This window comes from Acinetobacter higginsii (assembly GCF_000369525.1).
GTDB classification, from domain to species: domain Bacteria; phylum Pseudomonadota; class Gammaproteobacteria; order Pseudomonadales; family Moraxellaceae; genus Acinetobacter; species Acinetobacter higginsii.
On sequence record NZ_KB850072.1, the window covers coordinates 2,010,579 to 2,025,264 of the forward strand.

17 protein-coding genes are annotated in these 14,686 nt (G+C 40.0%); 13 read left to right on the forward strand and 4 right to left on the reverse strand.

The window, feature by feature from the left end; translation table 11 throughout:
* Positions 1–2: 2 nt before the first annotated feature.
* From F902_RS15615 to pal, 8 genes are all read left to right on the forward strand, one after another.
* Positions 3–350, forward strand: a complete 348-nt coding sequence (locus F902_RS15615) for a hypothetical protein (RefSeq protein ID WP_005204888.1) — start codon at positions 3–5, stop codon at positions 348–350.
* A 36-nt stretch (positions 351–386) separates the two neighbouring features.
* Positions 387–665 (forward strand): hypothetical protein, encoded by a 279-nt coding sequence (locus tag F902_RS15620; protein WP_157188073.1) that lies wholly within the window; start codon positions 387–389, stop codon positions 663–665.
* A 91-nt stretch (positions 666–756) separates the two neighbouring features.
* The gene (ybgC, locus tag F902_RS15625) at positions 757–1,164 is read left to right on the forward strand and encodes a tol-pal system-associated acyl-CoA thioesterase (RefSeq protein ID WP_004805671.1); all 408 of its coding nucleotides are present in this window, start codon (positions 757–759) and stop codon (positions 1,162–1,164) included.
* 24 nt (positions 1,165–1,188) lie between these two features.
* Positions 1,189–1,887 carry a protein TolQ gene (tolQ, locus tag F902_RS15630; protein WP_004805668.1) on the forward strand — a complete coding sequence of 233 codons (699 nt, stop codon included), beginning with the start codon at positions 1,189–1,191 and terminating at the stop codon, positions 1,885–1,887.
* Complete coding sequence (tolR, locus tag F902_RS15635) at positions 1,887–2,339, forward strand: protein TolR (protein ID WP_005204891.1); 453 nt, start codon at positions 1,887–1,889, stop codon at positions 2,337–2,339. Before tolQ ends, tolR begins: the two co-directional genes overlap by 1 nt.
* 3 nt (positions 2,340–2,342) lie before the next feature.
* Entirely contained in the window at positions 2,343–3,788 is a 1,446-nt protein-coding gene (gene tolA, locus F902_RS15640; RefSeq protein WP_005204892.1) for a cell envelope integrity protein TolA, read from the forward strand.
* 99 nt (positions 3,789–3,887) lie between these two features.
* Complete coding sequence (gene tolB / locus F902_RS15645; protein ID WP_005204893.1) at positions 3,888–5,171, forward strand: Tol-Pal system beta propeller repeat protein TolB; 1,284 nt, start codon at positions 3,888–3,890, stop codon at positions 5,169–5,171.
* 22 nt (positions 5,172–5,193) lie between these two features.
* Positions 5,194–5,760: a peptidoglycan-associated lipoprotein Pal gene (gene pal, locus F902_RS15650; RefSeq protein WP_004805662.1), complete on the forward strand. Its 567-nt coding sequence runs from the start codon at positions 5,194–5,196 to the stop codon at positions 5,758–5,760.
* A 58-nt stretch (positions 5,761–5,818) separates the two neighbouring features.
* Here pal and F902_RS15655 read toward each other — a convergent pair whose 3' ends face one another.
* A complete protein-coding gene (locus tag F902_RS15655; protein WP_004805661.1) occupies positions 5,819–6,004 on the reverse strand; it encodes an NF038105 family protein in 186 nt (61 codons plus the stop codon).
* A 178-nt stretch (positions 6,005–6,182) separates the two neighbouring features.
* On the opposite strand from F902_RS15655, the gene F902_RS15660 reads away from it, so the two are divergent.
* From F902_RS15660 to F902_RS15680, 5 genes are all read left to right on the forward strand, one after another.
* Entirely contained in the window at positions 6,183–7,154 is a 972-nt protein-coding gene (locus F902_RS15660; protein ID WP_004805658.1) for a class 1 fructose-bisphosphatase, read from the forward strand.
* A 56-nt stretch (positions 7,155–7,210) separates the two neighbouring features.
* The gene (locus tag F902_RS15665; RefSeq protein WP_004805656.1) at positions 7,211–7,987 is read left to right on the forward strand and encodes a TrmH family RNA methyltransferase; all 777 of its coding nucleotides are present in this window, start codon (positions 7,211–7,213) and stop codon (positions 7,985–7,987) included.
* Between the two features lie 159 nt (positions 7,988–8,146).
* Complete coding sequence (locus F902_RS15670) at positions 8,147–8,764, forward strand: RNA polymerase sigma factor (RefSeq protein WP_004805654.1); 618 nt, start codon at positions 8,147–8,149, stop codon at positions 8,762–8,764.
* On the forward strand, positions 8,751–9,074 hold the full coding sequence (locus tag F902_RS15675; protein WP_005204896.1) for a hypothetical protein: 324 nt from the start codon (positions 8,751–8,753) through the stop codon (positions 9,072–9,074). Before F902_RS15670 ends, F902_RS15675 begins: the two co-directional genes overlap by 14 nt.
* Positions 9,064–9,453, forward strand: a complete 390-nt coding sequence (locus F902_RS15680) for a DUF3106 domain-containing protein (protein ID WP_005204897.1) — start codon at positions 9,064–9,066, stop codon at positions 9,451–9,453. The genes F902_RS15675 and F902_RS15680 overlap by 11 nt, the downstream gene beginning before the upstream one ends.
* Before the next feature lie 60 nt (positions 9,454–9,513).
* Here F902_RS15680 and F902_RS15685 read toward each other — a convergent pair whose 3' ends face one another.
* The 3 genes from F902_RS15685 to F902_RS15695 form a co-directional block, all read right to left on the reverse strand.
* Complete coding sequence (locus F902_RS15685) at positions 9,514–11,961, reverse strand: CSLREA domain-containing protein (protein ID WP_005204899.1); 2,448 nt, start codon at positions 11,959–11,961, stop codon at positions 9,514–9,516.
* 14 nt (positions 11,962–11,975) lie between these two features.
* On the reverse strand, positions 11,976–13,853 hold the full coding sequence (rbtA, locus tag F902_RS15690) for a rhombotarget A (protein WP_005204901.1): 1,878 nt from the start codon (positions 13,851–13,853) through the stop codon (positions 11,976–11,978).
* Between the two features lie 114 nt (positions 13,854–13,967).
* Positions 13,968–14,666, reverse strand: coding sequence for a DnaA ATPase domain-containing protein (locus tag F902_RS15695; RefSeq protein ID WP_005204903.1), 699 nt, complete (start codon positions 14,664–14,666; stop codon positions 13,968–13,970).
* Positions 14,667–14,686 lie beyond the last annotated feature (20 nt).

The window sequence follows — 14,686 nt, forward strand, 5'->3', positions numbered from 1 at the left end:
TAATGAATCCAACTGCTGATGAGTTACAACTTATAGAAAGAATCAAAGCATCGTATCATGATGTTATTTCTGATTTACCGCCTATCGAAGTATTACCTCGATATATTAAGTTCTCGGAATATAGCCAAGAGCAAAGACATTGTTTAGATGCGCTTATTAAAGCTCACTCTGCATTGTCACTCTCTTACCAACTTATCGATTCAAAACAACAGGCTGTTTCCCTTTCGAGTGAGCAGCTTGAACAATTCAACATCACTTCACATCTGGACTGGTCACTCACAACGCTTTCCTTTGACCTTACGAACGCTGCAATCTTTATTTCTTTATGCTTTCAAGATGATCTAAAGTAGATTGTCGAGACACACCGCCCACCTCGCAAACCTATATTGACCTTTAAAAACTTGGCAATTTTATTGATCAGTTGGTGTATGCTCGGCATTTCCTTTTACTTATTTAACCAAGCTCCTGAATGGTTAGTATTTATCATTTTTGCAGTTGGTTTTTTAGGTTTATGCATGCTATACGACAGCGTGAAAGATTATATTCAATACAACAAAGTAAAAGATGATCCGCTAAAAACCTTGATTGTTGCAGGTTATTTTGCCGAACATTTAGAAGATTACGCAACGCGGACTTTAATCTTAGATAAAAACTCAAGCAAATAGCTTGCTTGATCTGTTGTGCCATTTGCCCCAAAAATCAATATGCTAAACTGCGACATTCATCAACACCTCGTTTCAAGAATGGATTTTTATCATGGCAAATCATTTTGAGTTCAACATTCGCGTTTATATCGAAGATACAGATGCAGGCGGTATCGTTTACCATGCCAATCATATCCGTTTTATGGAGCGTGCCCGTACCGAATGGCTACGTGCAGCTGGTGTTGATCACTACTGGCACCAAAAAGATTACAGCTTCGTTGTACATCAAATCGCTGTTAAATATGTACGCCCAATATTAATGGATGATTTAATTACCGTTACAGCACGTGTTATTTCGTGTAAAGCCGCATCTTTTGTGTTGCAACAAAATATTTATCGTGGTGAAATCTTGCTGGCTTCAGGTGAGGTTGTGTTGGCATGTTTAAACAAAGAGTTAATGCCACGTAGACTTCCTGATGAAATTCGTGATCTGATTCAAAAAGAATTAGCACAGGACTAAAATAAACTTTCGGCACAGCAACTTATGGCAACTAACTTAGAATCTTCCCTGCATATTTCTGACCTAATTTTACAAGCAAGTCCTGTTGTACAACTGGTCATGCTGATCCTGCTACTCTCTTCAATTTATAGCTGGTATCTGATTGCCAAATTATATATGGGCTTTAAAAAAGCAGGACAAGAGGATGAGCATTTTCAAAAAATGTTCTGGTCAGGTGCCGAATTAAACACGCTTTATAATAATGCACAATTGAACTCTAAACGTCGTGGTCTAGAAGATATTTTCTACCAAGGCCTAGGTGAGTTCTTTAAGTTGCAAAAACGTAAAGCAGACACCAATCAAACCATCGAAGGAACTGAACGTATCCTGCGTGTTGGTTTAAGCCGTGACCAAGGTGGTTTAGAAGTCGGCTTGGGTGCACTTGCTAGTATTGGTTCAGTTGCACCTTATATCGGCTTATTTGGTACGGTATGGGGGATTATGAATGCCTTTATCGGCCTTGCTGCCGTTGACCAAGTGACTTTGGCAACAGTTGCACCTGGTATTGCAGAAGCCCTCATTGCAACTGCGATTGGTTTATTTGCAGCAATTCCTGCGGTACTTGCGTTTAACCACTTTACCGCTAAAGGTGAATCAATCTATTCAGATCGTGCTTTATTTGCAGAAGAAATGGTTGCCCTTTTACAGCGTCAAGCGATTGGAACGACACAGGAAGATGCATAATGGCGATTCAACGATCTGGACGTTTTGAGCGGATTAAAAAACCGCTCAAAAGCGATATGAATGTGGTTCCTTATATCGACGTCATGTTGGTGCTCTTGGTCATTTTCATGGTGACTGCACCCATGATTACCAGCGGCATTAAAGTAGATTTGCCACAAGCCAATAATCATCCAATTGAATCAAAAGATATGCCAGCGATGGTCACCATTGGTAAAGATGGTAATATCTTTTTGCAATATCAAGAACACAAAGGCAGTGATCCTCTTTCTCTAGAACAGCTTGAAGCTGTACTAAGTGAAGCTCAGACCCAAGCCGAGCAGGACAATAAACAACTGACTGTATTGGTGAATGGTGATAAATCGCGCCCTTATGGTGAAGTCGTCTCACTGATGGCAAGTCTACAAGAAGCTGGTCTTACTCAAGTTGGTTTACTGACAGAGCCGTTAAAATAAGCTATGAAAAAATTTCAAGAGCCACCTTTTAAGCAAAATGCGATTGCGCTGGGTTTTACCCTCGGTGTTCATGCAATCGCAATTGTTGGCTTGTTGTTTTTAGGCTTGAGTAAACCCCCTGAAGAACCTAAAAAACTGACCACTATTTTGGTGAAGCCAGAAGATTTACCACAGTCATTACAACAACCCGAACAACAAGTCTCTGCTGAACATCAGGCAGAAGAAGTGCAAAGCCCTATCGTGGATACAACACTTCCTGAAAATATTCCTGTAACACCTCCGCCACCAACTGCACAACAACTTGCGGCTGAAAAGCAAAAAGCTGAACAGGCACAGCAAGCCAAACTTGCTGAGCAAAAACGCAAAGCAGATGAAGCTGCTCGTGCACAGCAAGTTGAAGAACAACGTAAACTTGCAGATGCTCAAGCACAGAAACAACGTGCGGACGCTGAAGCGAAACGCAAAGCAGAAGCAGATGCGAAGCGTAGAGCTGAACAAAATGCCAAAGCCGAGGCTGAAGCCAAAGCACGCCAAAAAGCGGAACAAGATGCGAAATTAAGACAGCAAAAAGCTGCTGAAAATGCAAAACTTCAAGCGCAACAGGATGCCAAGCGCAAAGCTGAGGCAGATGCCAAGGCGCGTGCTGAAGCAGATGCAAAACGTAAAGCTGAGGCTGACGCGAGAGCAAAAGCCAACGCAGATACGAAGCGTAAAGCCGAAGCTGATGCCAAGGCACGTGCTGAAGCAGATGCAAAACGTAAAGCTGAGGCCGACGCGCGAGCAAAAGCCAACGCAGATGCGAAGCGTAAAGCCGAAGCTGATGCCAAGGCTAAAGCTGAGGCCGACGCGAAACGCAAAGCAAATGCTGATGCCAAAGCAAAAGCTGACGCAGATGCGAAACGTAAAGCCGAGGCCGATGCGAAGGCAAAAGCTGACGCAGATGCGAAACGTAAAGCAAATGCAGATGCCAAGGCAAAAGCTGATGCAGATGCGAAACGTAAAGCAAATGCAGATGCCAAGGCAAAAGCTGATGCAGATGCGAAACGTAAAGCCGAGGCCGATGCGAAGGCAAAAGCTGACGCAGATGCGAAACGTAAAGCTGAGGCTGAAGCAGATGCCAAAGCTGCAGCCGCTAAAAAAGCTGAGCAGGAAGCTGCCCAGAAAAAAGCGGATGCAAAACGTGTTGCTTCAACTGCGAAACGTGATTTCGAACAAAAAATCTATCGTGCGTGGAATATGCCATCTGGCTCATCGGGTCAGCGTGCGAGTGCTCGTGTGACTTTAAGCGATAGCGGTGCGGTACTTTCTGTCGTTGTAACAGCGAGTGACCCAGACGTTAAGGCGAGTGTCGAAGCTGCGGTAAGAGCTGCTGCTCCTTACCCGATGCCAGATGATCCAACCGCCCGTCGTGAAGCAAGAAGCTTTACTTCAAGTTTTACTGCAAAATAGTAATGAATAGTTAACGTTACATGCTTTTAATAGCACAAAGCATGTAACTATGTTAAATAATCAACAGCCACAAAAATACGAACGCAAGTAATTGTAACTATGGACAAGACTCGTAAACACCTCCTCTCTTTAGCAGTATTTGCTGCGATTAGTACAGTTGTTCCAACAGCAACTTTCGCACAATTACACCTCGAAATTGCTAAAGCACCTGAACAAGCACCTAAAATCGCGATCATCCCATTTGCAAATGACAATGCGATCTATCCAATTGTGGAAAGCGACTTGAATCGTTCAGGTCGTTTTACCAGCGCATCTCAAAATTTGCCGGCTACTGCAAGCCTTAATCAGGTTCAAGCGGGTGATTGGCAGAATGCCGGTGTGCCGTATGTTGTCGTTGGACAACTTAAGGCGGTTGATGCCAATACTTTTGAGATTCATTACCAGTTATATGATGTACAGAAACAACAATACTTACTCAATGAAGTACTGACTGTACCAAGCTCACGTGTACGCCAAGCAGGCCACCTGATCAGTGATACCATCTATCAAGCTTTAACAGGTATTGCTGGTGACTTTAGTGGTCGTATTGCTTATGTATTGCGTAATCAAGCGACACCTGCCCAACGCTATACATTACAAATCGCCGACACAGATGGTGAGCAACCTAAAACAGTATTGTCATCACGTGATCCTATCTTATCTCCAGCTTGGACACCTGATGCTAAGAAAATTGCTTATGTATCATTTGAAACCAAACGCCCTGCAATTTACTTACAAGACTTAGCCACGGGCCAACGTGAAGTTTTAGCGAGCTTCCGCGGTCTAAATGGCGCTCCAAGCTTCTCTCCAGACGGAAAATCGATGTTATTCACTGCATCAATGCATGGTAACCCAGAAGTTTATCAAATGGATTTAAGCACACGTCAAGTACAGCGCATGACCAATGACTCTGCGATTGATACTGAAGCACGTTATTCTCCAGATGGTAAATCATTTATCTTTACTTCTGATCGTGGTGGTTCACCACAGATTTATCGCTATAGCTTTGATGATAGTTCTGTAAAACGCTTGACCTTCAAAGGTGCGTTTAATGCACGCGGTACTTTGAGTACTGATGGTAAAAAGATTGCTTTAGTACATCGTCCAAGTGGCAGTAACTACAAAGTTGCAATCCAAGATATCAATACTGGTATCACCAATATTCTGACACCGACAAGTTTAGATGAATCACCGAGCTTCTCACCAAATGGACAGATGGTGGTTTATGCAACACGTGAAGGTAGTCGTGGATTGTTATCCGTCATGTCGACTGATGGCCGTTTCCGCATGAATTTACCAAGCGAGCAAGGTGAAGTTCGTGAACCAGCTTGGGCACCAAAATAAGTTTAATCGATTGGAGAATCATATGAACATTAAATATCTAACGCTTCCACTGATTGCTGCAACACTTGTATTTACAGGCTGTGCAAGCCGTAAGCCTGCTGCTGAAATTACTACTGGCACAAATCCAAATGGCTCAACCACAGTCAGCACAGATGGTTTAAGTGAAGATGCGGCATTAAATGCGCAAAACTTGGCTGGTGCATCTTCTAAAGGTGTCACTGCTGCAAATAAAGCATTCTTGGCAAAACGCGTGGTGCACTTTAACTTTGATAGCAGTGATTTATCGAATGAAGATTATCAAACCCTACAAGCACATGCTCAATTCCTAGTTGCTAACGCTAACTCTCGTGTTGCTCTGACAGGCCATACGGATGAACGTGGTACGCGTGAATACAATATGGCACTTGGCGAACGCCGTGCAAAAGCAGTTGAAAGCTTTTTGATTACCAACGGTGTAAACCCACAGCAACTTGAAGCAGTTAGCTACGGTAAAGAATCACCGGTGAATGCAGGTCATGATGAAGCGGCATGGAAAGAAAACCGCCGCGTAGAAATTAACTACGAAGCAGTTCCACCACTATTAAAATAATTGTGGTTTCGCTGTAAATAAAAATGCTCACTTCATGTGAGCATTTTTATTTCATTTATTAAGACGAAGATTGAGCATCAGGCTTGTTTTGCATTGATTCAATCAAATCGTGCTTATTAAACTCTTTATATTCTGGCTTAGCTTCATACTCTTTCCATGCATCCTTCACATTTTCTTTGGAAATCGTATCTAAGCTAATCGGCTCACTCGGCGTGGGCGTTGCCTCAAAATTCTTGGTTGACATCGGTAGCCTCCAAACATCCTGTTTAGTATCTATGCAACATAGCATGTAATGCTGCACTTGTAATCATAAAAGCAACATAAATAAAGTAAGATAATTTTTATTTTCGGACGATCTCATCTAGAATACCCACATTCTTTTTTTATCAATTTTTGACACGGCCAAATCGGAGCTATTCAATATGTCAAACCTTACTTTGACCCAATACCTAGAACAACAAAATGGGAATTTGACTCCAGAGTTGGCACAAGTCATCGAAACAATTGCGGCTACATGCCAAACCATTGATCAGGCACTTCAAAAAGGTGCTTTAGCTGGTATTTTGGGCAGTGCAGGCAACGAGAACGTTCAAGGCGAAACACAAAAGAAATTAGATGTTATTTCTAATGATTACCTGATTGATGCTTTAAAAGCACACCCACAAGTGGGTGGTTTGGCCTCAGAAGAGCTAGATGACTTCACCCCTGCCCAAGAAAATGGTAAATATCTAGTTTTGTTTGATCCACTCGATGGTTCAAGCAATATCGACATTAACATGTGTGTCGGTACAATTTTCTCTATTCTTCCTGCAAAGAATTCTGTCACTCAATCTGCAGACTTTATGCAAGCTGGTACAGCGCAAGTTGCCGCAGGTTATGTGCTTTATGGCCCGTCAACCATGTTAGCACTTACAGTGGGTGCAGGTGTTGCGTTCTTTACTTTTGACCCAACAACACAAAACTTCTTGCTAACGACAGAACAAGTGCAAGTCACAGCAGATACACAAGAGTTTGCAATTAACTCGTCGAATCAACGTCACTGGGAAAACCCTGTAAAACGTTATATTGACGAACTTTTAGCGGGTAAAACATCAGTCCGTGAAAAAGATTTTAATATGCGTTGGGTTGCATGTATGGTAGGTGATATTCACCGTATCTTATGTCGTGGCGGTATTTTCCTTTACCCTTACGATTTAAAAGACCCAAAAAAAGCAGGTCGCTTACGTTTGATGTATGAAGCAAATCCAATGAGTATGTTGATCGAACAAGCTGGTGGTGCGTCTACGACAGGTCGTGTTCGTATTATGGACATCCAACCAACAGAACTACACCAACGTGTCCCTGTGATTATTGGCTCTAAAAACGAAGTGGAACGCGTAACAAGCTACCACTAATTAATTTTATAATCAGGGCATTATAAAATTATGATGCCCTTTTGGATGTTTATCTTATGGCGGTTATTTTCCTAGAATCAAAAGACAATGCAAAAATTAAACATTTGCGTGGTCTGATCGAGCTTAACAGTGCTCGAAAAAAACATCAGCAAACCGTTCTAGAAGGTACACATCTGTGCTTGGCTTGGTTGCAACAGCAGAAAAAAATCTTTTCTTTATTTACCACCGAACAAGCCTTAGAACATCCAGATTTACAAGAAGTGATTGAACTCCATCAAGCTCACATCTTTGTTATTAGTGAAGTCCTGTATAAGGATTTAAGTACCTTAGGCACAACCCTGCCTTGTCTCGCGATTGTTGATTTACCCAAAACTGCCGCCACGATTGATTTTAAGGCGGATACTTTAATTCTAGAAAATGTTCAAGATCCTGGAAATGTAGGGACACTACTCCGCTCTGCTGCCGCTGCAAACATCAAACAGGTGATTTGTACACAAGGCTCAGCTGCACTTTGGTCTCCACGTGTGCTTCGAGCAGGTATGGGCGCACATTTTAGTCTTCAATGTTTTGAAAACTTCCAGCTCACAGATATTCTTCCAAAATTTCAAATTCCAGTTTTTGTGACTAGCTCACATCGCTCGACCAGTTTATATAGCCAAGATTTAACTCAAGCCTGCGTCTGGATTTTAGGTAACGAAGGCCAAGGTGCAAGTGACTATGCGCTTGAGCATGCTCAAGCAGTGGCGATCCCTCAACCTGGTGGACAAGAGTCACTCAATGTCGCCATTGCAGGTTCAGTATGCTTCTTTGAAATGGTTCGCCAACGTCAGTAAAAACGTTAAATTATTTTAAATACGATTTTTTTACTGAGAAAATCAATTACACTACTAAAAATAATTGCTTAAGTTGTCAACGCGCCCATCATTTTCAACGTTATATGATTAATGAATTGGAATTAATGGTGGGTATCCATGACAGGATTTTCCATCTCTATGGATTTAGCACCGAAACAGGCTCGAACTGAAAACAGTACTGATCGTAGTACCGTTGAACAACGTCTGCGTTTTTTTATGCAAGACGTTACAGGTCGTGCCTTGGTTATGATGGAAAGTGCAACGCAAGGACAACAAGGCATTGCGATGGATTTGGTGCAAGAAGCATTTATTTCATTGCACAAGTCATATGCAGATAAAAGTACTGAAGAATGGTATCCCCTGTTCTACACCATATTAAATAACAAACTTCAGGATTGGCGACGTAAAGAAGCTCGCCGTGCGAGTCCATTTTCATTATTTAAAAAAATTAGTTTAGATGATGACGAAGAAATCATTGATGTTGTGGATGAATCGACCCCTAATCCGTTTGAATTTCTTGATCAAGAAGTCACGATGGAGGAAATTCAAGCTGCAGTCAATCAACTACCCGTCCGTCAACAACAAGCATTTATGCTAAGAGCGTGGGAAGGTTTTGATACGATGACCACAGCACAAATTATGGATTGCAGTGAAGGCAGTGTGAAAACACATTACCACCGTGCAATTCAGGGACTCCGAATTGCTTTAGAGCATTTAAACCCGCATACGGGAGGATCATCAGATGAAAAAAGATGAGTTCACTAAACATGTGACTTCCAAACTCGACCAACTTGCGAAAGAACAGCACCACAATAAAATGATGGTGATGAATCATGTTCTCGATACTGTACAAAAGAAACCAACCTCTTATTACAGTATTTGGAAAATGACTGGTTTTGCGTTTGCTGCTGCCCTCATGGGGATTGTGGTTCTGCCTAGCTCGTTGCAATTGGCAGATCAACCACAAAACCAAGTTGTCGTGAATCCAAAACTTTCACCGCAAATGGTTGAAGATATGGAAATGTTATTGGTCTTAGGCGAGGATAAAGTTCCACATGGCAGCTAAAAAATTAGCACTTGTTGTGTGTACGCTCGGCTTATTACAAACCAGTTTTGCAGGTTCAGAACGTTTTTGGGTGTTTTCCAAACCGAACAAACCAGTAACTGAGGAAGCTTGGGATGACTTATCACCTGAGGAGCAGCGTGTTTTAATTAAACGTTATCAGACTTTGAAGGAAATTCCGACCAATCAAAGCTCACAGCTTCAACAACGAATGGAGTGGTTCACGCAATTACCTGAAGAAGAAAAACAGAAAATGCGTGATGTATGGCAAAAAATGAGTATGCAAGAACGTAACATTCTTCGTAAACGCATGCTAAATGCCAGTAGCGAAGAGCGTGTAAATATCAGAGAAGAATACCTTAGTAAATACGCCGAACATTGAGTTTTAAATTTATAAGAATAAAAAAATAGCGCCTATTTAGGCGCTATTTTTACCTTTAGTCTACTTATTTTTAAAGCGGCGATAGGCCAATAGCCCCAATAAACCAAATACTGCATAGAAACTCATGCTCCCCCCGCCACTGCTCGCAGAACGAGTATCATCAGTCGTGGTAGCTGTACTAATGGTTCGCACAGTCGCTGAATTTGATGATATACCATCAGCATCATAAACTTGATAGTTAAATGAGAAGTTAAATGGGTTAAATGCATTGACTTCCTGAACGTAAATATTCCCACCGTAGCAAGTCTCTTTTTCATCTGGCGCAGGGCAAGCACCTTTACGATCAGCGGTAATACTTAAATCTTTGGTCGGAACATTCGTCAAACGAATTGGTAACTCAACCCCTTCTTCATTTTTCCAAAACTGAGATTTATTTGGATTCTTTTCTGGTCCAGCACCACCTTCACCCATATCACCATTGTCATTGGCAAAGTTTAATAAATTCAGGCTGAGTTTTTGCTTTTCTTTATATTTAAAAGTCAAGGATGTATCTGCTGCAACTGGTGCAATATTTGCAAAAGCTGCTTTCAATAAACCCGATGACGTAACATTAGAATTCACTTTAGAAGTAATTGTGTATTTACAGAAGTTTTTATCACCCGCCTGTGTAATCTCATCATCTTTGCGATAAATAAGGATCTGTTGCAGATCTGAATTCCAATTACATACTAGACCTTCATCTTGTTGAATATTCTCCACTGAATCACTAATTTGTCCAGTTCCCAAAGCCTCCACCTTAATAATATAATCATCTTGATTAAAGAACTTTAATATATGAGATCCATCAGCTTGCTCTATTTCTTCTGGTAATGGTAATTTATAGTTGCTTAGATCAACATAAATAGCACGATACTTTAAATTTCCTTTAGTCCCATCCAACAACCTCTTATATTGGGCTAAACGAGATTGATAGTAAGTTAAAAAATCAGGATCATTAGGATTTTTTACTAGATCATTAAAGAAATCATATTGTGCTTGATAACCTGAAATCAATTTACTAAGAGAAGTGTTAGTCAAATCTTCTATGTCACCCGCTGTAAATTTCATTAACTCTATAGAGCCAATATCACAGCTATTGCGCGCATCAGGATCGTAATAGAGCGTTCCATCTGTAATTCTAGCCAAACCACGCTGATCTGTAGAAGTACACCCTGTTTTGTCTATATCTACTAAATCTGTCTTTGTGCGATTATCTTTAGGATAATATATTGGTAAAAAAACTGTATATGCTGATGGGGCCTGAAGCGGACCTAATAAAGTACTAAAAGAAACCCCTCCCACATCAATATTAGTAGTATTTTCCTTTAATGACTCCTCAGGTAAATCACATTTATTACTACCTGTTCGCGAAATAGCATTATTTTGGATAGTTAACTTAACCTTTTCCTGCTTTTCTGCATCACCTAACAAATAACGACAAGCATAAGAATTATTATCACCATTATATGCAAGAATATTAAAATTTAATCTTTTAGTGCCTATTTTATCATACAAAAAAGTGGTAAATGATTGATTTTCAACAATTGTATTGCTAGTTAATATCAGACTACTTAAATTACTTAAAATACTTGAATCAATATTAGACTCAGTACCCGCTCTAGTATCACCAGAAAACTTAATTAAATTACCGATAGCCATATTGGCACTATTCTTAGCAATGGTATTTGCACTCATAGTAACATCAGGCTCTCCACAGAACTCCAGCATACTTCTTGAGCCATCAGAACCGTTACCAATAAGACTGTTCGCTGTAATATTTATCTCGCGTTTAGAATAACCTAAATCATTCTTACAACTCATTGATAGTACACTACCAATTTCTGCTTGGTTTCCTTGAATCAAACTATTGGTTAATGTCAATGATGCGGAAGGTCCAGCCAAGAAAATTGCGCCACCTTCTTTTGCTTTTGAGCCTAATATCTGTGCATTCTGTAATAATAAATTCGCCCCAGCATAAATTGCTCCACCGCGTTCTGCAGTGTTTCCGCCAGACAAAATCAAACTATTCAAAGATAAGTTCTTTGCTCCCAAAGTCGTATTAAAAATACGAGAGTTTTCCGCTTTAATTGTCGTTTTTAATGCTGTCTGTGCAGGATATTGATTCACAATATCATTTGTTAAAACATTCTTTTCCTGCCAATTTACTGGATTTGCTCCTAAAATAGAGACATTCACATTAGGTGTTAACTCTCTTTTCAGATTATAAACACCTGCCTCCAATTGAATAACTTTTTGTGTTGTTGATAGAGTATCTGTAACAATACATCCACCATAAGATTTACGGGTTTCTGCAGTTACTAAAGCTTCTCGTAGCGAACAAGCATTCATATTTTCATTATCTTCATCAGCAAACGTTGTAACCTTAATCGGTGTACTGCTCGTTGCAGCAAGTAATGGCATTGTCGCCATGACCATTGTTGCCAATAATGTTTTTTTATAATTTTTCATCTCATCATCCCTGATTATGATTTAAAACGACGCAATCTAATTAAACCCAATAATACAAAAATTGATCCTACACCAAAGGCTCCACCACTTACATTAACTGTTTTGCTTTGGAAGTTGTTTGGTGGATCTTGTACAACGGTAGCAGGAATATCAATATAATAATTAGATTCATCGTTGAAGCGAGTTGTTGTCGTCATTATTCGAAGATTAAATTTGTCAGCACCATGCCAATCGCTATCTGGTACGTAAGTTACATTGCCGTCCTGATCAATGGTTAACTTACCTTTTGATGGTGTCTGAGTTTGGACTACTTCCAAACAACCTGACTGCCATGGTTGCCCTTTTGAATTTGTTTCTCTTTTAAAAATAAGTTTACAAGATTCAGGATCTAACAACTCCCCATCCTGTAAATTATTAGCAATACTAAACTTTGCAACTTGTCCGTATAGAATATCCTGACCTACAATTTGAATATCACTGCGATCTACCATGAGCTCCAATGCCCCTAAATCACACAACTCATCATAGCCACTCCGGCTCTTTCCTCGTTGATCAGCAGACTCACAACTTGCTGAACTAAACGTTGAGCCATCACTATAAATTCGCCCTTTGTTTACAATCAAAGAATCAGATAGTTTATTATAGGACATCAATAAACGGGGTTTAAAAAAGCCTAACATTTGATCTTTTGGTGTATAGTAAGGACACAATAAGCCTTCTACAGATGGAATATCACAGGTCTGCTTCTCATCTACATCACCAGCTATTAATTTATTATTTCCTAACATGAAGTTAGGTAGTGAATCTTTCGCATTCCGATCACATTCAGTTTCTGTTAAATTACTTTGTACGACAGTTTCATCATTTGTAGCAGCACTACAATTATTTTTCCCATTCGCAACAATAATACTATTTGAAATATAAGAACTTGCCGCCTCAGTTGTTGTTGTCTCACCATTACTAGTCGTTGTTGACTTCCATTTAGGAGATTGTAAATATAATCCAGCAGCATTTTTGATCATCGTTACATTATTAAAAAACATCCCTTCGCGAATATTTGCTACATAGCCACCTTTATTATGAAAAATTGTACTATTCTTAATCCCAGCAATACCACTTTTCAAGATATTTGAACCAATTGTTGGATCTTGGAAGCCAGTTTGAACATAAAACAATGCACCAGTTTCACCAGCCATGCCTTCATTATCACGAATAACAGATTGTGTAATGTTGTATAATGGCATCTCAGTATAAATAACAGCTCCTTGGTCAGCTTTATTATTTTGCAAAATACTATTATTAATCGTCACCGCACTCGCTGTTTGCTGATTATTAGAAATTAAACCAGCATTATAAATTGCCCCACCTTTACTCGCCAATCCACCCGCTAAACGAGAATATTGTATTGTTAAAGCTTCGCGATTTAAAATTAGCCCACCATCATTTATTTTAGCTGAAGCGCCTTGCAAATTTAACTCTACTAAGCTTACAGAAATTAAAGCATTCTCAACACTACCATCATCAATTACCAAAAGACGATCTGAGCCAAGCATTTTAATCGTAGCGTTATTTAAGCCTTTTTTAGTGTCATTAAATTCATCACTATTTGCACTTCGAATTGTGGTTGCTGCTTTGATATTTAACGCTGAATTAAGATTATAAGTCTGATCACGTTGTAAAATGATATTACTGGTTGCATCTTTATTACCACACCCGTGGTAACCATTTTCAAATTCTTTTTGACTTCTTTTATTTAAAAACTCGACGGCTTCTCGTAATGAACAAACGCCATCATCCTTATCTTCATCAACTAATGTTGTGACTTGAATATCGGCAGAATATGCATGTCCAGTAATCGCAAATAAAGCGCAGGCAAGCGTCCGTTTGAGCATACCAATCTCCTTCTATTTTTTCATTTTTCTTCGTATTACAAACTTAGTGTTTGCAACCACATTCCTTTGTGCGTACTTTGTCATAGCTCTCGAAATTACTCAAGAAATTTTATGCTATTGGCGATATTCATCAATCAAAGCATAAATCTGCTTAAGTGTTGTATTTGAAAGCTTAGTTTTTTCGCCCTTTAGCATTTTTTCCAGCTGAGCCAGTGTTTGTAATAAAATTGATGCCTGATGCGGACCATTGCTTAACAAGTAATCTACGATCTGTTGATCAAAATGAATACCTCGTCGGGTCATAACCGATTGTAGTAAAGCATGCCGATCAATATAGGAACTGCCATTCGGCACTTTTACACTGACAGCCTGAGTCAACCTTGACTGTAAATCTGGTAATTCAAGCTTTAGCTCAATTGGCGCAACACGAGAAGAAAAAACCAACTGCCCTTCATGATTATTCATTAAATGAAAAACGGCTTTCTGCCAATGCGGAACGCCACTAATCGAATCAATATCATCTAATGCAACTAAGTCATAAAATTCTAAAGACGTGATTGCTTCAATCGGTGCATCTAATAATTCTAATAATGAAACTTTTATTGCAGGTCGACCTAACTCTAAATATGAATCACAGATCGCAGAAAGCAAATGGCTCTTACCTGTTCCAGCACCGCCATAAACATAAAAGCGGTTCACCAACCCAGCATGTAGCTGTCGAACCGCATCAACCACAGGTCCCCAACCCGGCCCCGAAAAATCACTGATTCGAGCATCGAGTTGAGGTTCTATATCCAGTTGTAGTTGACGCATATACTTAATTTGTTCCTCAA